The sequence below is a fragment of the Natribaculum luteum genome (assembly GCF_023008545.1).
Taxonomy (GTDB): domain Archaea; phylum Halobacteriota; class Halobacteria; order Halobacteriales; family Natrialbaceae; genus Natribaculum; species Natribaculum luteum.
The window spans coordinates 1,973,398-1,989,824 of the sequence record NZ_CP095397.1; the positions used below are offsets into that span (position 1 = coordinate 1,973,398).

The following is a 16,427-nucleotide window of genomic DNA, read 5'->3' on the forward strand; positions in this document are numbered from 1 at the left end:
CTCACCTCTCGTGCGTTCGGCCGTGTCGCAGTCACGTCTCCGACGCGCTTTTGCTCACCTGTCGGCAACGTCCACAAGATGCACGTCGTCGTCCCGTTTGCCGTCGACTCGCCGAAGACGCGTCTCGCTCCCGTCCTGGACGCAGACGAACGATCGTCGTTCGCTCGAGCGATGCTCGGTGACGTCCTCGAGTCGATCCGCGAGACTGGCCGCGAGCCGACGGTCCTCGCGACGGGACCCGTCGACGTCGACGCTCGCGTCACCGTCGACGACCGACCGCTGACCGACGCGGTCAACGCCGTCCTGGCGTCGACGCCCGACGCTGTCGCGGTCGTGATGGCTGATCTTGCGCTGGCGACCCCCGACGCCGTCGAACGGCTGTTCGCGACGTCCGGCGACGTCGTGCTCGCGCCAGGGCGAGGCGGCGGGACGAACGCGTTCGTCGCTCGCCACGACGACTTCCGCGTCGACTACCACGGCACCTCGTATCTCGACCACCGTGCGGTCGCCCGCAAGATCGACGCCGACCTCGCGACGGTCGACTCGTTTCGACTCTCGACCGACGTCGACGAACCCGCGGACCTGGTCGAGGTCCTCCTCCACGGCGGCGAGCGCTCGCGGGCGTTCCTGGAGGGGGTCAGGTTCGCACTCGAGACGACCGACGGACGGGTGACGGTCGGGCGTAAGTCCGATACTGAGTGACAGTACAGCCCTCGAAGCGGAGATCAGTATCTCTTTATACCTAAATTAGATCAGAAAAAATGGACGTCTCATGGACGATCAGGACGAACAACTCGGCGAATCGATACGAGACGAGGAGACCGCAGCAACCGAGTATCGATGGCACCAGGATCGGTTTCCTGCCTGGGATTCCGAGATTGAGGCGCTTCGAGCGGCGCGGAGTGACGCTCGAGCATCGCTCGATCAAACGATTCACCTGATTCGAGACATCGACGAGACGGCTATGACGACGCTCAAGATCGATCTGATCGTCGTCGGACTGATTTTAACTGCGGTCACGTCGTTCCCCACGACACTTCGACTCGCTAATGTCGTCTCTGTCGCCGGGTTCTGTTTGATCGTTCTCTCGTCCGGACTGGCCCTCGTCACGAATGTCGGATCGGACTACCCGACTGGCATCAGTAGGGACTATCTTCTTACAGCGAGAGAATCCCGGCGTTTACGCCGGGCGTGAATCGCGTCACTCAACTACGCGAACCACCGCTCGACAGCAGACCGGATATTCCACGTTAACCCAAACCATTAAGTAAATTTCTCTACATGGGCTATGTATGGCGATTGAGGTCACGCGCACCTACGTTGGTTCCATCCAGAACCACCAACAGGTCAGCGATGGTCTCGATTCGCTCGGCGACTCCGCCTCGAAGATCTGGAACGTCGCACGCTGGACAGCTGATCGTATCTGGGAGGTAACCGGCGAAATCCCCGATGACGGAACGCTGAAAGCGTACATGAAGAACCAACCCTGCTGGAAAGACCTGAACGCACAATCCAGTCAGAAAGTCATCGAAGAACTTTCTGACGCTTTTCAGTCGTGGTTCGACCTGCGACACAAGGACGACGAGGCGAATCCGCCCGGCTACCGCAAACATGGCAACACACGCCCCAGGAGTACGGTCACGTTCAAGGCAGACGGGTTCAAACACGATCCAGAGAACAACCGCGTCCGCCTCTCGAAAGGCTCGAACCTGAAAGAGAACTGGTCGGACTTCATCCTCTGCGAGTACCAGACACGCCCAGACGTTGACCTCACAGAAGTCAACAGCGTGCAGAACGTTCGAGCCGTCTGGAACGGCGACGAGTGGGAACTGCACTTCGTCTGCAAAGTCGAACTCGAAACCAACGACTCATCAGGAGATGGCGTGGCAGGGATCGACCTCGGCATCAAGAACATCGCCACGGTCGCGTACCCCGACGAGTACGTCCTGTACCCCGGCAACTCGCTCAAACAGGACAAGCACTACTTCAAACGTGCCGAGTACGACACCGAAGGGGAGAACGGCCCCTCGGAGAAGTCGAGGTGGGCACGCCGGAAACTCGCTGACCGAGAGACACACTTCTACCACGTTCTCACGGACACCATCATCACGGAGTGTGTCGAACGCGGTGTTGGCACGCTCGCGGTGAGTTGGCCCGAAGACGTGCGAGAGTCCGACTGGGGCAAGACCGGTAACAAGAAGTTGCACTCGTGGGCGTTTGACCGTATCTACCAGTACCTCGAATACAAGGGCGAGATTCGTGGTGTCGAGGTGCTGAAAGAGAACGAGTGGGAGACGTCGAAGACCTGCTCACGGTGTGGAGACGACACGAAATCAAACCGGGTCGAACGTGGGCTGTACGTCTGCTCGTCGTGCGAGTTGGTCGGGAACGCGGATTGTAACGGGGCGGAGAATATGCGTCAGAAGATAACTCCGAGTCCTCACGGTGAGGATAGGAGTAACGGCTGTGTGGCACAGCCATCGGTACACCTGTTCGACCGCGAGAGCGGGACGTTCAACACGAGAGAACAGGCCGTATCGTAGACCAGCAAATATCCCAACCTGCGGTACGGGAAGCCTCGCCGTCGTCGGGCGTAGCCCGACTGCCTGAGGGATCTTCGATCCCTCTCCGTTTACGGCGAGGAGGATGTCACCTTCGAGATCTCCATCGGGCGTCGTGGACGGAACGCGAGTGGAACGAGTGGATGCTTCGCGAGTACGAGTCCTGGCTGGCAGACGCAGAAGAGATGGCTGCAGGGGATGCAAAAGCGCTATTTTACACTCAGTTGACCCTCGGCTCTGGCGTGTTGTTTCTCACTTTGGGAATCCTGCTTTCGGCTGCGGGGGCAGTAGACCCGATCGACACGTTTGCCGAAGCCAGCAACCGATCGGTTACTGCTGCTGGGATAGTTTTTTAACTCCGTCACTCGTTTCTCGTAATATGAGCAAGTCGCCGAAAACGGGACGGGAGGTCGAAGAGCAACGCGTCCGCCGCGGTCCCGCGTTCGTCTCGAACTTCGTTCGATCGCTGGCGAAAGATTCCGACAACGGCGACGAATAACCCGCGAGAAGTTCTCTACAGTTCGAGTGTCGACAAGCAGGTTCGTTCTCCCTTCTAACCAGAACTGAAAGCTTATACTCGAGGCGACGACACTCCGACGTGATGATTCCCGGGGCAGCCGAGTACGGCGTCGACGTGACGATCGAAGACGAGGACCGCGAGCGACTGCTCGAAGTCACGCCGGCCGACGTCACCGCCGCCCCGGAGCTATCGTTTTCCCGGAACGTCTTCGTCCCGCTGACGACGGCGTGTCGCTACACCTGCACCTACTGCACCTACTTCGACCCGCCCGGCGAGGCGTCGCTGCTCAGCCTCGAGGAGGTCCGGGAGATCTGTCGGCGGGGGGCCGACGCGGGCTGTACGGAGGCGCTTTTCACGTTCGGTGACGACCCCGACGACCGCTACACCGCCGTCTACGACCAGCTCGAGGAGTGGGGCCACGACTCGATCCACACCTACCTGCGGGAGGCCTGCGAGGTCGCCCTGGAGGAGGGCGTGCTCCCGCACGCCAATCCCGGCGACCAGACGCGCGAGGAGATGGCGGCGGTCGCGGACGTCAACGCGAGCATGGGCGTGATGCTCGAGACGACCGCCGAGGTGGACGCACACGCGGGCCCACGCCGCAAGGAACCGGGCCAGCGGCTGCGGACGATCCGGAACGCGGGCGAGCTCGACGTCGCGTTCACGACCGGCATCCTCGTCGGGATCGGCGAGTCCTGGCGCGATCGGGCGGAGAGCCTGCTCGCGATTCGCGAGTTACACGAGCGATACGACCACGTCCAGGAGGTGATCGTCCAGCCCGTCGTGGACAACGACCGCTGGCGCAGCGGGACGCCCGACCTCGAGACGATGCGTCGGGTGACGGCGATGGCCCGCCACACCCTCCCCGAGGAGGTGTCCGTGCAGGTGCCGCCGAATCTCGCGCCCGCCCGCGACCTCGTCGACTGTGGGATCGACGACCTCGGCGGCGTCTCGCCCGTCACCGACGACCACGTCAACCCCGACTACGCCTGGCCCGCCCTGCGAGAACTCGAGTCGATCGCCGACGACGCCGGCGTTCCGCTTCACGAACGACTGCCCGTCTACGAGCGGTTCCTGCCGCCAGCGTTGCGCACGGACGGGTTCGACGGCCGTCCGGCCGACGCCGACCGCGAGTGGCTCTCGCCGCGGATCCACGAGGCGCTCGCGGCCGACGACGAGGCCGGGAGGCGGTACCGGAACGTCCTCGAGAGCGGCGAGCCCTGATACCGGCGGACGTGATAACGATAGCTGTGAGTCGTTCCCGATGCAACCGCGAACCGTCTTGCGGTTGCGTCGGTAACCAGTCACAGCCATCATTATGAGTCGGTGCCGACGAACCCGAAACCTGTCGCAGGGGAGACGTTGGCACACGGTCACAGCCGACAGAACGACGGCTGTGCGCTCGAGTCGTCGAAAAAAGAGTCGGTTGACCCGTCGGTCTATTCGCCCGGCACGCGAGGTGCACTCGATCCCGACTGCGGGACGGTGTCTCTCTCGGTGCTCGGCTCCTCTGGGACGCCGGCTTCTTTCTCGCCGGTCACGAGGAACTCGAGGACGTTCCCGAGCAGGACGTCGTTGTCCGCGCGGTTGTAGTTCTGGCTGGACATGAAGCCGGGATCGCCGACTGCGATCGCGTTCCCGCTCCGTGCGACGACGCCGTACTCGCCTGCCTCCCGGGTTTCGGAGTGTTCCGTTCCCTCGAGTGTCGTGAGCAGCGTCTGGCCGTCTGCGACGACCTGGGTCGGACTATCGAAGACGACGCGATCGACGCCGTCGGTTAACTCGGAGTCGCTCGACGGGGTCGCGTAGATCGACTTGTAGTTGTTCTCGTACTCCTCCATGTTGTAGAGGTAGCCGGTGTCGTAGGCGATGCCGACGGGCGAGGTGACGGAAGCGAACTCGCCGTTGGTCGGCTGAGCGCCGATGAGTAGCCCGAGCAGTCCCCCGAGGCCACCCGAGTCTGGCCCGGCAGCGAACAGCACGCGCCCGCCGGCGTCGGCGAACGCGCTCACGCCGGCGGCTTCCTCGGCGGTGTAGCGCGTTCCGGGATCGACGACGATCAGCGCGTCGGCACCGCGCAGCGTCTCGTTGAGCCGTGCGGCGGGTTCGCTGTCGAAGTCGTCCGACGACTCGTGGTACTGCACGGTGTGGCCGCCCGCGGTCAGCGCGGAGACGACTGGCTCGAGGTCTTCCTCGGCGACGTCGTTCGAGTGGGCGACGTCGATCACGACGGTCTTGGACTCGCCGTCGTCGTCGTAGGTGATCGCCCCGCCACGGTCGACGGTCGGCGCGTCGATCGCGCTCGGCTGGAACTGTTGTTGATCCACCGTCGGTCGTTCCGTCGCACCTTGCTCGGTGACGAGTCCGGCCACGCCGACGCCGGCGACGGTGACGAGCACGACGGCGGCGAAGACGACGAATCGAGAGCGAACGCTCACGGGCGATCACCCCCGGTCTCGTTGGCCACAGAACGCTCGAGCGCAGTCGAGGCGACGACCCGTTCGTCGTCGACCGATCCCCACAGCGCGAGGAACGTGGGCGTGTTGACGGCGCCGTACTGGCCGAAGGTCTGTGGGTGAACGCCGGACGCGACCTGCCGGTCGCCGCTCTCACCGCCGATGATCACCGAGAGACCCGAGAGCGGTTCGCTTTCCATCTCGACGACGTCGTAGTCCTCGAGGCCGGCCTCGTCTGCGGCGGCACCGACCGCGACCTCGGTGTCGCCGACGTCGTCTGCGAGTCCGTTCTCGACGCTCTCGATGCCGGTGTAGACTTTCGCGTACGCGAGTTCCGTCTCCGAGAGCGTCAACTCGTCGCCGCGGTGTTCGGTGACGGTCCCGACGAACGCCTGGCGCATCATCTCGACCTGTGCCTCGTACTCGTCTTCGGTGCCGCCGCCGTTCTTGTCGGGACCGGTCGTGATCTCCTGGTCAGTCGGCGGCACGTCGAGGTACGTCGCTCGCACGCCGATGCTCCCGACGATCGAGCCGGGCTTGACGTAAATCTCGTCGCTGGGTGCGATCATGTAGTAGGCGCCCGAGGCCGCCGTCGACTCGACGCTCGTGACGACGGGCATCTCCTCGGCGGTGCGCTCGACCGCGAGGTAGAGTCCCTCGCTCGCGCTGACGCCACCACCGGGGCTGTCGACCTCTAATACGACTGCGTCGATCGAGTCGTTCTGTCGCGCCTCGCGCAGGTCGTCCGTGATCCGCTCGGCGGACGATTCGGAGAGTGACGAATCGACTTCGATTACCGCGACTGTTCCGTCCGGGTTGCTCGTCATCCCCCAGACGACCGGTGCCATGCTGGCACCGACGAGGAGGGCGACGATGACGACCGTCACGTACGACTTCGCGACGGCCCCCAGCAGGTTCCGCAGGGTGGCAAGTGTTGAGCTCATATCACAACGTCACTGACTTTTTAAATTCCGGTATATAATAGATTCTGTTTCTATCTAGTGTAGTTGTGTAAGTAAAAGGTTAACAGATACTGTCATCCGAACGCTGTTGGAACGTGTGAAACAGCCTCGAGTCGGACCGCCCGTCGATTCGCTCGAGCGGCGGGCAGTCGACGCGACTCACTCGCGAACGATCCGAAACCGGCCTGTGCTGACTCGCTCGAGTATCGACGGCTCGCGCATCCTGACGACGCGGCCCGTCGGTGTTCGGTCGATCTCGGCGTGAGCGTCGACGGACTCGAGGTCGCCGAGCAGCTGGGCAGACGGCGGCTTCTGGGCTGCAGCGCAGTCGTAGATCGTGAGCAGCCCGCGGTCGTCACGTTCGTAGACCACGAGGTGGGCGTGGTTCGGGAGTTGCCAGCGGTTCTCGGCGGCTGGAACGAGGTGGTTCATACGCGGATCGACGAGCGACGAGGTGAAAAATCTCGGTCAGTCGTCGGCCGGGAGCGGCCGCTCGTCGGACTCGAGCAGCGGCGTGCCGTCGGCTTTCGGACCGAGCTGTGGGCCAAACGGCGGGTCGTCGGGATCGATCACCCGTCGGGTCTCGTAGTCGGTCGAGCGCTCGACCGGAATCCGGCCGATCGAGGTGATCAGTTCGACGTAGTCGGCGAACGACCGAAACTCGCCGTACTCGCCGCCGGCGCGTTTCGTGATCTCCTCGGAGAGGATCGTCCCCATGAAGTCGTCCGCCCCACACGAGAGCATCTTCAGTCCACCCTCGTCGCCGTACTTCACCCAGGAGGACTGGATGTGGTCGATATTGTCGAGGAAGAGCCTCGAGACGGCGATCATGAGTTCGTCCTCGTCGCGGGACGCGCCACCGGAGACGACGTCGTGTTCGAAAAGCGGGGTGTTCTGGTGGATAAAGGAGAGGGGGACGAACTCCGTGATCGCGCCGTCGACGCGCTCCTGGAGGTCGCGAACCCGCTTCAGGTGACGGACGCGGTGGGCCTCGTTCTCGACGTGGCCGTACATGATCGTCGCCGTCGCGTCGAGGCCGACGGCGGCGGCGGCCTCCATCGCCTCGAGCCACTCGCCCGTGTCGATCTTGCCGGGACAGATCACGTCGCGGACCTCGTCGACGAGGATCTCCGCTGCGGTGCCGGGCACGGTGTCGAGACCCGCATCCCGCAGGCGGCGGTAGACGTCCTCGTAGCTCCAGTCGGTGCCGCGGCGGGCGTGGTCGATCTCCTCGGGCGTCATCGAGTGGACGTGCACGCCGTCGACGCTCATCGCGTCGATCTGCTCGACGTAGGTTCCGGGGTCGGTCTCGTAGGCCTCGGGCGGGACGTAGTTGATCTCCTTCGGATTCGGGTGAGCCTCGAGTATCTCGCGGTGCTCGTCGTCGAGGGCCAGCGCCGGGTGCAGTCCGGAGACGGACGTGACCTCGTAGATGCCCCGAGAGACGGCGTCGCGGACGATCTCGCGGGAGTCGGCCGGCGTCTTCGTGAAGCCGGCGGTCTCGCCGTCGTAGTCGCTCTCGAACGTGTGGGCTGCGTCTTTGAAGTTGCAGAACAGACAGCCCACGTTACACGCGGTCGTGACGTTGTTGTTCAGGTTCGCGACGAACGTGACCTCCTCGCCGACGACCTCCCGACGGCGCTGGTCTGCCGCCTCGAGCACCTGCTCTTTGCGCGTCCGGTCGATTCCCTCGACGTCGGTCCCCGTCGTCAGCAGTTCGATCCCGTCGTCGACGGTGAGTCGGTCGCCGTCTCGTGCCTTCTCGAGGGCGTTCTCGAACGACTGGTCGGTCTCGGGAACGTGTTCGAACTCGAGGTCCCCCTCCGTTACCGGTTGGTCCATCGTGCATACGAACCCATCAGAGGAGCAAAAACGTAATGGGTCAGTCCTCCAACCGGTCGCCGATCGTCGACGTGTGGTCGTCACTTCGCGTCGAAACGATGACGCGATCGGGCGGCGGTCCGCGGCGTGGTGCGAGTGAGTCCAGGCCGTAGACGGCCGCGAACTCTCGACGAATACTGAAACCTTCTTTGCACCACGCACCAGCAGTGCGAGTATGAACCGCGGCGGCGCTATCGGCCGGAGGTGTCTCGAATGACGAGTGTCAAAGAGTTCCGCATCGAGGAGGAGGCGACGGCGGACTCGCTGGGCCAGGGATCGTTCGTCTTCACCGACGACTACTCGGTGTTCGACTGGGGCAAGATGCCCGACCAGATCCCCGACAAGGGCGCGAGTCTCTGTACCATGGGCGCGTTCAACTTCGAACTGCTCGAGGACGCGGGCGTCCCGACCCACTACCGGGGAGTCGTCGAAGACGGCGAGGTCGTAGCCCTCGATGACGCCACCCGGCCGCCCCAGGAGATGGCGATCGACCTGACGCAGGTGCCGGATCTCCCCCACGAGGGCCGGGACTACGACTACGAGGCCTACCACGAGTCCGCGGGCAAGAACTACCTCGTCCCCCTCGAGATCGTCTTCCGCAACCGCGTGCCCGTCGGCTCGAGTCTCCGGCGGCGAACCGAACCCGACGACCACGGCCTCGCGTTCGACGAGTGGCCAGACGAGGCGGTCGACCTCGAGGAGCCGATCGTCGAGTTCTCCACGAAGTACGAGGAGGGCGACCGCTACCTCGACCGCGAGGAGGCCGATTACATCGCCGGGAAGGCGTCGATCGCCGACCTTGAGGACGTCGCCCGCGAGGTAAACCGCGTCGTCACGGAGCAGGCCGACGCGGCGGGGCTGGTCCACGAGGACGGCAAGATCGAGTGTCTCTATTACGATGGGGCGTCCGCTGCCGCCGACGGTGAGCGGGAGCCCGCGAACGGCGAGATCCGGGTGGCGGACGTCGTCGGGACCTTCGACGAGAACCGCTTCAGTTACGAGGGCACGCAGCTGTCGAAGGAAGTGCTCCGACAGTACCACAAGCGCACGCAGCCGGCGTGGGTCGACGCGGTGAAAGACGCGAAAGCGGAGGCGAAAGCGAAAGACGTCGCCGACTGGAAGTCGCTGTGTGAGGTCGAGCCCGAACCGCTCGACGAGGCGGTCGTCGAGACCGCTCGAGACATGTACTGTGCCGGGACGAACGCGTACACCGGCCGCGAGATCTTCGACGCGCCGCCGCTCTCGAGTGCGATCGGGTCGGTCCGGGGGCTGTAGCAACACGCAATTCGCGGTTCACGAACCGCTTGCCGACTGCTCGATTCGACGACGGACCGGGTGCGAAACAGATCAGCACCGGTCGAGTAACGGAGGCGGGAGGTAGTCGATCGATACGACCGTGTGGCCCGTCTCCACGAAGTGCTCGAGAGCGCGCCTCGAGACGTCTTCGACTGTGTCGTCTTCGTCTGGAGTCGCAGACCAGCCACACTCGAGACAGTACTTCTGGGCGGGCCGTTCGTCGCCGTTCGTGTTGCCACTCCACATACGACGGTTGATGTGACCGCTGCGCTTCACGATAATGCATGCGAATGCACATCGGTGTGCAATTTGTTCGACGAGAGGCGACGAAACGGACGGCGAGACGTTTTCTATCGCGCCGAGCCAGGTACAGGTATGGAGATCACGGTCTACGGTCCGCTTCGGAGTGCGACCGGCGAGAAGACGGTCAGTCTCGCGTTCGACGGCGACACCGTCGCCGACGCGGTCGAGGCGTTCGTCGACGCCTACCCACGAGCGAGAGGACACCTCTACGACGGCGACGAGTTGCGCCCGAGCGTCAGGATCTCGCTCGAGGGCAACCGCGTGGCTCTCGAGACGCCATGTCCCGCGGACGCCTCGCTGACGGTGGTTCCCGCGGTTCAGGGCGGTTGATCCCGGACGCAGACGGCGCTACAGATCGTACTGGTCGCGTACGAGGTGGGCGATGCCACGCTCCTCGAGGACGGCCATCGGGGCGAGCACGTCGAGTTGCACGACGCCCGGGAGTCGGCCGACCTGTACGCCGCCGGTGAACGTACACCGCGCCCGGACTTCGCCCTCGCTCATGCCGAGGAGGTCGCCGGCGCGGTCGAACGCGTTCTGGGTCGCGTCGTTGATCGTCGCGCCGGAGCCGATGACCTGGATCGGCCCCATCTCCTCGACGAGGTCGACACCGTGGTCGGCGGCGAGATCGCGACCTGTCTCGAGTTCGTCGTCGCTGTACGGTTCGCTGATGTACGGCAGGTCCTCGGCGTTGGGCAGGAGGATCGGGCCGTCGAGCTCGAGCCCCTCGATGACCTCGACGTCCATCCGAACGGTTCCGCTGACGTCTGTCGTGTGCAAGGAGAGTTCGCCGTCGCCCTGGTTCGCGTGGAGGTCGCCGACGTAGACGCCCGCGCCGTCGATCTTGACCGGGCAGATTAGCGTCGCACCGGCCCGTACCTCGGAGACGTCCATGTGGCCATCCGTCCGCTGGCCGAGGTCTTCCTCGCTCTCGAGACCCCAGTCGTGGTCGGCTCCGATGAGATACTGCCCGAAGTCGCCGGCGTTGTGCGAGTCCGGCATCTCGACCGGCGGCGTCGTGCCGACGTTCCCGATGAACGGCCGGAGTCGCCCGAGCGTTCCGGGCATCTCCGAGGGCTCGTAGAGGACGATGGGGTGTTGACGGGAGTTCTCGGGGACGTCCATCACCTCGTGGGCGTCCTCGGCGAGTTCGTGTGCTGCGTCTTCGTCCATCGTCACGCCGACGGTGTGGTCGTCGTCGAAGGCGACGGTGAAGCCGTACTCGAAGCCAAAGGAGGAGGCGTTCGCGCCACACTCCGCACAGCGGATCGCGTCCTCGCCGGTTCCCTCGACGACCGTCTCCGGCCATTCCGTGCCACACTCGGGACAGCGGTGATCGACGAACGGATCGTCGCCGAACGCCTCCTCCCGTTCGGTCATCGAGCCCGTACTCGTCGCGAGGCTCGTCACCTCGACCTCCCTGATCGTGAGCGCGACGGCGTCGCCGACCTCGGCGTTCTCGACGCGGATCGGCCGGGTCACCTCGTGGCCGCCGCGGAACTTCGGCGTGATCATCGGTCCCCAGCACGCCGGCGGCGTGTACGTCTCGATCGTTCCACCGTCCGCGACCGTCCCTGCCCACTCCTGGTCCGGACCGACCAGACCGAGCGTGTACTGGTCGACGAACAGCTCTTGCTGGACTTCTTGTTGTGCCATGCCATCACAGGGTAAGGCGGCTGTGAGTATAAAGCGATCAGGTGCCCTCGAGTCGATAGAAATCGTCGACGCAAAAACGAGCCGTCATACGGTCTGCTGTAACGATTTCCCGACACAACCCAGTTAGTTCGTGGTTATGCCGGAACTGACGTACAGCGGTCCGTCTCATACTGCCGGACGTAAGTCGTGAAAGATTCTCGCCGTCCCGGGGTGGCGAGAATCTTCACACAGTTACGTCCGATAGTATCAGTCGTCGTTCGCGACGGCGCTCCCGATACCGTCGACGGGACGGTCCGGCGTGACCTCGTCGATCTCTCCGGGCAGCCCGAGCTGGTAGTCGTCGCCGTTCTCGCGGACGGTCGTCCGGCCACGGTGGACCGAGACGTCGCCGTTCAGGTGCAGGCGGACCGCCTCGAGCAGCGCCTCGGCCTCGAGCGGCTGGCCACGGCGTTTGACCTCCGCCAGGTCGGCGTCGTCGGGGACGTCGAAGGCGCGCTGGGTGATGATCGGCCCCTGATCCAGGTCGGTGGTGACGTAGTGAGCGGTGACGCCGGCGACGCGGACGCCCTCCTCGATGGCCTGCCGGTAGGCCTCCGCGCCGGGGAACGCGGGCAACAGCGAGGGGTGGACGTTGATGATGCGATCCTCGTAGCGAAAGACCACGTTCGGGCTGAGGATGCGCATGTACCGCGCGAGGACGATCAGGTCGACGTCGTACTCGGCGAGCAACTCGAGCAGTTTCTCCTCGTCCTGCTGGCCGCCGTCGATACCGATGTCGTGGAACGGGACGTCGTAGTGTTCGGCAAGCGGCTGGAGGTCGTCGTGGTTCCCGATGACGACGCCGATGTCGGCACCGAGGTCGTCGTTGGCCCAGGCCTCGAACAGCGCCTCGAGGCAGTGGCTCTCTTTCGTGACCAGGACGGCGATCTGCTGGGTCTCGCGGTCCGCGGGGAACCGGACCTGGACGTCGAGTCCGAGGTCGTCGCCGAGGTCGTGGAGGTCGGCCCGCAGTTTCTCCTCGGTACAGACCATCTCGGCGGTGTCGACGGCCAGGTACATCCGGAAGACGCCGTCTCGGACCGCCTGATCCAGGTCCTCGATATTGAGTCCGCGCTCGAACAGGAGGCTCGTCACCCGGGCAACCAGCCCGGTGTCGTCGTCTCCGACGACCGTGATCTCGGTGATATCGGTCGTCATCGCCGCCACCTCCGCTCGAGCGAAATTCGGAACATCACTCCCTTCTCAAGCCGAGGAGTGCTAAAAGCCCTGCTTTCTGTGCGAGGTTGGCGACAGTGTGGCACACGATCGAAACGCGCTGGATCGGGAGCGAGATTCAGTCGCGACGGTCGACCGCGTCGACGACGAACGTCACGTCGAACCGCTCGAGGCCGGTCTGCTCGATCGACTCGACGTCGACTGCCTCGAGCGGAACGCCGTGTTCCTCGAGTTCGTAGCGTAAGTCGTCGAAGTAGTCGTCCCGACAGCAGGTCGTACAGAAGGGACCCTCGAAGCGGACCCGGAATCGACGGGGCGAGTACTCGAGGACGGTCGCCGTCGCCATCGGCTCTCGATACCGGTTGTAGCTCTCGACGGCCGTTCGAAGTCGGTCTTCGAGCACGGGTCGACTACGGCTCGCTGGACCAAGTGCGTCTCGCCGGGCGGCTACGCGAGTTGCTCCGCGCGTCGTCTGAGCGAGCGCTCGATCGTCGTGTCATCGGCCAGCTCGGCCAGCAGCTCGCTGCCGCCGCAGTCGGCGAGTCCCTCGAGCGCTCGCCTTCGGAACTCGCCGTCGAGCCCGCCCGTTCGGACGACGACCGCGAGGCTCGTCCGGTCACCGCTCGCGACCAGACGGTCGATCGCCGCGTATCGTTTCTCGCGCTGTACGTTCGTTCGAACCGCAGTCTGGAATGCCGTCGACATCTGTTTGCTGGAAGTCGTCTGGTTCGATCGCTGTCTCACCGTGCGTCCTCGAGTGCGACGAACGATCCTTCCTCGGCCGAGATCCACGTTGTCGCCACTCTGGCTGGGATCGACGCGTCGTAGATCGTGCACACGTCGGGAGCGTCCTCGTATCGCTCGAGGGCGACGCGAGCGTCGGCCGGGAGTCGGTCGTCGCGGTCGGGATCGGGTCGGGATCGACGTGTCGCCACGGTCAGTCGGCGAGGCCGACCTCCTCCTGGGCCTCGGCGTCGGCCTCCTCGTCTGCCTCGGACGGGAGGTCGAACGTCGGGAACGGATCCTCGTAGGTCGTCCAGTCGTCGTCAAGCTCGGCGTCCGTGAGCAGACACTCCTCGAGGTCTGCCCGGATCGCGTCGTGGTCGAGTTCGGTGCCGATGACGACGAGCATCACGCTCCGGTCGCCCCACTGCTCGTCCCAGACCTCCTCGAGCTGTGGACTTGCCTCGAGCTGGGCCTGTTGCTCTTCGGGCGGGAGCGCCGCGACCCACTTGCCGCCGGGGCCGACGCGGATCGACTTGCCGGCGACGTTGAACGTCAGCGCCTCGTCCTCGCGACTGGCGAGCCAGAAGTGACCTTTCGCGCGGACCACGTTCTCGGGGAACGAGTCGAGGTAGTCCGCGAATCGCTCGGGGTGGAGCGGACCGCGAGCCTCGAAGACGAGGGAAGTGACGCCGTGTTCCTCCTCGGCGGATTCGTGGGGTTCCTGGAGCTCTCGAATCCAGCCCGCCGACGTCCGTGCCTCCTCGAAGTCGAACCGGCCCGTGTCGACGATCTCGTCGGGATCGATCACGCCGTGTTCGGTCCGGACGATCTCCGCGCGGGGCTGGAGAATCTCGAGCGTCTCTTCGATCTCCTCGAGAGTCGCCTCGTCGACGAGGTCGCACTTGTTGACCACGAGGACGTCACAGAACTCGACCTGTTCGACGAGCAGATCGCCGAGGTGTTTCTTCGTGCCGTCGTCGTCGAGGACTTCCTCCGACTCCATCGCCCGACGGAACTGGTGGGCGTCGACGACGGTGACGGTGGTGTCGAGGTGGCAGTGCTCGAGGGGTTCGATCCCGGTCTCCTCGTAGAACTCGGTGGGGTCGAGGTCCGACTGGTCGAAGCCCATAGTGAGCGTCTGGGCGACCGGCAGCGGCTCCGCGACGCCGGTCGACTCGACGACGAGAGCGTCGAACTCCCGCTCGCGTGTGAGTTCGGCGACGGCGTCGAGCAGGTCGCCGCGAAGCTCACAGCAGATACAGCCGTTCGAGAGTTCGACCAGTTCCTCTTCGTCCTCGGAGATGTCCGAGGATTCGGCGACGAGATCGGCGTCGACGTTGACCTCGCCCATGTCGTTGACGAGGACGGCGAGGTCGCGGTCGTCGCTCTCGCGCAGGACGTGGTTGAGAACGGTCGTCTTGCCGGCTCCGAGCGTTCCGGACAGCACCGTGACTGGAATCGAGTGATCGCGCATCCTGTTAATAATAGGGCTGCAGTTTTATTAATTCTTGCTATCTCTATCACAGAGCTTATTATTGCGGTCGTCGAGGCCGTACACGTCCACCGTCTCCACGGACGGAGCTACAGCAATGACCACATCCGATCGACCACTCGAGTGTGCCATCGTCGGCGGCGGCATCCACGGTACGTACCTCGTCCAGCGACTGCTCGAGGACGTGGGCCTCGAGCGTGCGGACGTCGCGATCGTCGACCCCCACGACGGGCTCCTCGAATCGTTCCGGCGAAAAGCGAGGGCGTGTGAGATGGCCGAACTCCGCTCGACGTTCGTCCACCACGTCGGCACCGATCCGTTCGGCCTCGAGCACTTCGCCGAGACTCGCGACCGGGAGGACGAACTCCTGCCGACGCCTGGCTACCCCAGACGGCCGTCGCTGTCGCTGTTTCTCGACTACGCCGACGACGTGATCGACGGCCACGACCTCGAGGCGCTCCACCGACGGGCGACCGTCGAGACGATCCGCGACGACGGCGAACTGGTTCTCGAGACGACCGACGGCCCGATCCGCACCCGCCACTGTGTCCTCGCGATCGGCCACGGTGGGCGGTATCGTCGCCCGACGTGGGCCGACGACGCGGACGCGGTCCACGTCTGGGACGGGTTCGACCCCGACGAGCGCGCGGACGGGACGGTGATCGTCGGCGGCGGGATCACGGCGGGACAGCTCGCGACCTGCCTGAGCGGACGTGAGCCGGTGACGCTGCTCACCCGCCACCCGCTCGAGCGTGCGGTGACGGAGGCCGATCCGCGCTGGATCAACTGGGACCACGTCGAGCGACACCTCCACGCCCACCCGCCGGGTTCGCGGGCGCGCTACGAGGTCGTCTGCGAGGCGCGCAACGACGCGACCCTCCCGCCGTACCTCCACGACCGTTTCGAGTCAGCCGTCGATGCGGCACGGCTCGCCGTCCGTCGTGGCGAGGTCGAATCGGCGCGCACCGTCGACGGTCACGTCCGCCTGCTACTCGAAGACGGCGGCTGCGTGACCGGCGACCGGGTCGTCCTCGCGACAGGCTTCGCGCCGGTGTTCGAGCATCCGTTCGTCGATCGCGTCACCCGGTCGCTCGACCTCGAGCGTGGCTATCGCGGGATGCCCGTTCTCGCCGACGAGACGCTCGCGTGGCGACGCGTCGACGGCTCCCGATCGCGGCTGTTCGTCACCGGCGCGCTCGCCGCGGGAACCGTCGGCCCGCTCGCGGGTAACGTCGCCGGGGCGAGACGCGCGGCCGACCGGATCACGCGAGCGCTCGCAGCCGACGGGCTCGAGGCAGGTATCCACGAACGTGTATGACGGAGCGAAGGCGAAAGCGTTTTTGAGCACGGTTACGGGGT

At 64.9% G+C, this 16,427-nt stretch carries 18 protein-coding genes; 7 read left to right on the plus strand and 11 right to left on the minus strand.

Annotated features, from left to right (window positions below; all coding sequences use genetic code 11):
• Nucleotides 1-78 precede the first annotated feature (78 nt).
• The 4 genes from cofC (at nt 79) to cofG (ending at nt 4,305) form a co-directional block, all read left to right on the plus strand.
• On the plus strand, nt 79-702 hold the full coding sequence (cofC, locus tag MU558_RS10175; RefSeq protein WP_246966133.1) for a 2-phospho-L-lactate guanylyltransferase: 624 nt from the start codon (nt 79-81) through the stop codon (nt 700-702).
• A gap of 70 nt (nt 703-772) precedes the next feature.
• Complete coding sequence (locus MU558_RS10180; RefSeq protein WP_246966135.1) at nt 773-1,195, plus strand: hypothetical protein; 423 nt, start codon at nt 773-775, stop codon at nt 1,193-1,195.
• Nucleotides 1,196-1,292: 97 nt separating this feature from the next.
• On the plus strand, nt 1,293-2,543 hold the full coding sequence (locus MU558_RS10185; protein ID WP_246966137.1) for an RNA-guided endonuclease InsQ/TnpB family protein: 1,251 nt from the start codon (nt 1,293-1,295) through the stop codon (nt 2,541-2,543).
• A gap of 619 nt (nt 2,544-3,162) precedes the next feature.
• Nucleotides 3,163-4,305 carry a 7,8-didemethyl-8-hydroxy-5-deazariboflavin synthase subunit CofG gene (gene cofG, locus MU558_RS10190; RefSeq protein ID WP_246966138.1) on the plus strand — a complete coding sequence of 381 codons (1,143 nt, stop codon included), beginning with the start codon at nt 3,163-3,165 and terminating at the stop codon, nt 4,303-4,305.
• Between the two features lie 215 nt (nt 4,306-4,520).
• Here cofG and MU558_RS10195 read toward each other — a convergent pair whose 3' ends face one another.
• The 4 genes from MU558_RS10195 to cofH all read right to left on the minus strand — a co-directional run bounded on the left by MU558_RS10195 (nt 4,521) and on the right by cofH (nt 8,341).
• Nucleotides 4,521-5,519: a GldG family protein gene (locus MU558_RS10195; protein WP_246966139.1), complete on the minus strand. Its 999-nt coding sequence runs from the start codon at nt 5,517-5,519 to the stop codon at nt 4,521-4,523.
• Nucleotides 5,516-6,481 carry a S49 family peptidase gene (locus MU558_RS10200; RefSeq protein ID WP_246966141.1) on the minus strand — a complete coding sequence of 322 codons (966 nt, stop codon included), beginning with the start codon at nt 6,479-6,481 and terminating at the stop codon, nt 5,516-5,518. Before MU558_RS10200 ends, MU558_RS10195 begins: the two co-directional genes overlap by 4 nt.
• Nucleotides 6,482-6,658: 177 nt before the next feature.
• Nucleotides 6,659-6,931, minus strand: coding sequence for a hypothetical protein (locus tag MU558_RS10205; protein WP_246966143.1), 273 nt, complete (start codon nt 6,929-6,931; stop codon nt 6,659-6,661).
• Between the two features lie 36 nt (nt 6,932-6,967).
• On the minus strand, nt 6,968-8,341 hold the full coding sequence (cofH, locus tag MU558_RS10210; RefSeq protein WP_246966144.1) for a 7,8-didemethyl-8-hydroxy-5-deazariboflavin synthase subunit CofH: 1,374 nt from the start codon (nt 8,339-8,341) through the stop codon (nt 6,968-6,970).
• 252 nt (nt 8,342-8,593) lie between these two features.
• On the opposite strand from cofH, the gene MU558_RS10215 reads away from it, so the two are divergent.
• Nucleotides 8,594-9,655 carry a phosphoribosylaminoimidazolesuccinocarboxamide synthase gene (locus MU558_RS10215; protein WP_246966145.1) on the plus strand — a complete coding sequence of 354 codons (1,062 nt, stop codon included), beginning with the start codon at nt 8,594-8,596 and terminating at the stop codon, nt 9,653-9,655.
• 72 nt (nt 9,656-9,727) lie between these two features.
• Here the strand turns inward: MU558_RS10215 and MU558_RS10220 are convergent, their stop codons facing one another.
• Nucleotides 9,728-9,922, minus strand: a complete 195-nt coding sequence (locus MU558_RS10220) for a hypothetical protein (RefSeq protein ID WP_246966147.1) — start codon at nt 9,920-9,922, stop codon at nt 9,728-9,730.
• Nucleotides 9,923-10,051: 129 nt separating this feature from the next.
• On the opposite strand from MU558_RS10220, the gene MU558_RS10225 reads away from it, so the two are divergent.
• A complete protein-coding gene (locus tag MU558_RS10225) occupies nt 10,052-10,309 on the plus strand; it encodes a ubiquitin-like small modifier protein 1 (RefSeq protein ID WP_246966149.1) in 258 nt (85 codons plus the stop codon).
• A gap of 18 nt (nt 10,310-10,327) precedes the next feature.
• Here MU558_RS10225 and MU558_RS10230 read toward each other — a convergent pair whose 3' ends face one another.
• The 6 genes from MU558_RS10230 to MU558_RS10255 form a co-directional block, all read right to left on the minus strand.
• Complete coding sequence (locus MU558_RS10230) at nt 10,328-11,635, minus strand: acetamidase/formamidase family protein (RefSeq protein WP_246966150.1); 1,308 nt, start codon at nt 11,633-11,635, stop codon at nt 10,328-10,330.
• A 246-nt stretch (nt 11,636-11,881) separates the two neighbouring features.
• On the minus strand, nt 11,882-12,832 hold the full coding sequence (locus MU558_RS10235) for a formyltetrahydrofolate deformylase (RefSeq protein ID WP_246966152.1): 951 nt from the start codon (nt 12,830-12,832) through the stop codon (nt 11,882-11,884).
• Between the two features lie 136 nt (nt 12,833-12,968).
• The gene (locus MU558_RS10240; RefSeq protein ID WP_246966153.1) at nt 12,969-13,253 is read right to left on the minus strand and encodes a hypothetical protein; all 285 of its coding nucleotides are present in this window, start codon (nt 13,251-13,253) and stop codon (nt 12,969-12,971) included.
• A 44-nt stretch (nt 13,254-13,297) separates the two neighbouring features.
• The gene (locus MU558_RS10245; protein ID WP_246974935.1) at nt 13,298-13,555 is read right to left on the minus strand and encodes a hypothetical protein; all 258 of its coding nucleotides are present in this window, start codon (nt 13,553-13,555) and stop codon (nt 13,298-13,300) included.
• 35 nt (nt 13,556-13,590) lie between these two features.
• On the minus strand, nt 13,591-13,785 hold the full coding sequence (locus MU558_RS10250) for a DUF7511 domain-containing protein (protein WP_246966155.1): 195 nt from the start codon (nt 13,783-13,785) through the stop codon (nt 13,591-13,593).
• Between the two features lie 2 nt (nt 13,786-13,787).
• On the minus strand, nt 13,788-15,050 hold the full coding sequence (locus tag MU558_RS10255) for a GTP-binding protein (RefSeq protein WP_246966157.1): 1,263 nt from the start codon (nt 15,048-15,050) through the stop codon (nt 13,788-13,790).
• 115 nt (nt 15,051-15,165) lie between these two features.
• On the opposite strand from MU558_RS10255, the gene MU558_RS10260 reads away from it, so the two are divergent.
• Nucleotides 15,166-16,386: an FAD/NAD(P)-binding protein gene (locus MU558_RS10260; RefSeq protein ID WP_246966158.1), complete on the plus strand. Its 1,221-nt coding sequence runs from the start codon at nt 15,166-15,168 to the stop codon at nt 16,384-16,386.
• Nucleotides 16,387-16,427: the final 41 nt, after the last annotated feature.

Excerpts from the sequence above, each read along its gene's own strand:
- cofC (WP_246966133.1), top strand. The coding sequence starts at position 79 with ATGCACGTCGTCGTCCCGTTTGCCGTCGACTCGCCGAAGACGCGTCTC.
- MU558_RS10180 (WP_246966135.1), top strand. The coding sequence starts at position 773 with ATGGACGATCAGGACGAACAACTCGGCGAATCGATACGAGACGAGGAG.
- MU558_RS10185 (WP_246966137.1), top strand. The coding sequence starts at position 1,293 with ATGGCGATTGAGGTCACGCGCACCTACGTTGGTTCCATCCAGAACCAC.
- cofG (WP_246966138.1), top strand. The coding sequence starts at position 3,163 with ATGATTCCCGGGGCAGCCGAGTACGGCGTCGACGTGACGATCGAAGAC.
- MU558_RS10200 (WP_246966141.1), bottom strand. The coding sequence starts at position 6,481 with ATGAGCTCAACACTTGCCACCCTGCGGAACCTGCTGGGGGCCGTCGCG.
- MU558_RS10205 (WP_246966143.1), bottom strand. The coding sequence starts at position 6,931 with ATGAACCACCTCGTTCCAGCCGCCGAGAACCGCTGGCAACTCCCGAAC.
- cofH (WP_246966144.1), bottom strand. The coding sequence starts at position 8,341 with ATGGACCAACCGGTAACGGAGGGGGACCTCGAGTTCGAACACGTTCCC.
- MU558_RS10215 (WP_246966145.1), top strand. The coding sequence starts at position 8,594 with ATGACGAGTGTCAAAGAGTTCCGCATCGAGGAGGAGGCGACGGCGGAC.
- MU558_RS10220 (WP_246966147.1), bottom strand. The coding sequence starts at position 9,922 with ATGTGGAGTGGCAACACGAACGGCGACGAACGGCCCGCCCAGAAGTAC.
- MU558_RS10225 (WP_246966149.1), top strand. The coding sequence starts at position 10,052 with ATGGAGATCACGGTCTACGGTCCGCTTCGGAGTGCGACCGGCGAGAAG.
- MU558_RS10230 (WP_246966150.1), bottom strand. The coding sequence starts at position 11,635 with ATGGCACAACAAGAAGTCCAGCAAGAGCTGTTCGTCGACCAGTACACG.
- MU558_RS10235 (WP_246966152.1), bottom strand. The coding sequence starts at position 12,832 with ATGACGACCGATATCACCGAGATCACGGTCGTCGGAGACGACGACACC.
- MU558_RS10245 (WP_246974935.1), bottom strand. The coding sequence starts at position 13,555 with ATGTCGACGGCATTCCAGACTGCGGTTCGAACGAACGTACAGCGCGAG.
- MU558_RS10255 (WP_246966157.1), bottom strand. The coding sequence starts at position 15,050 with ATGCGCGATCACTCGATTCCAGTCACGGTGCTGTCCGGAACGCTCGGA.
- MU558_RS10260 (WP_246966158.1), top strand. The coding sequence starts at position 15,166 with ATGACCACATCCGATCGACCACTCGAGTGTGCCATCGTCGGCGGCGGC.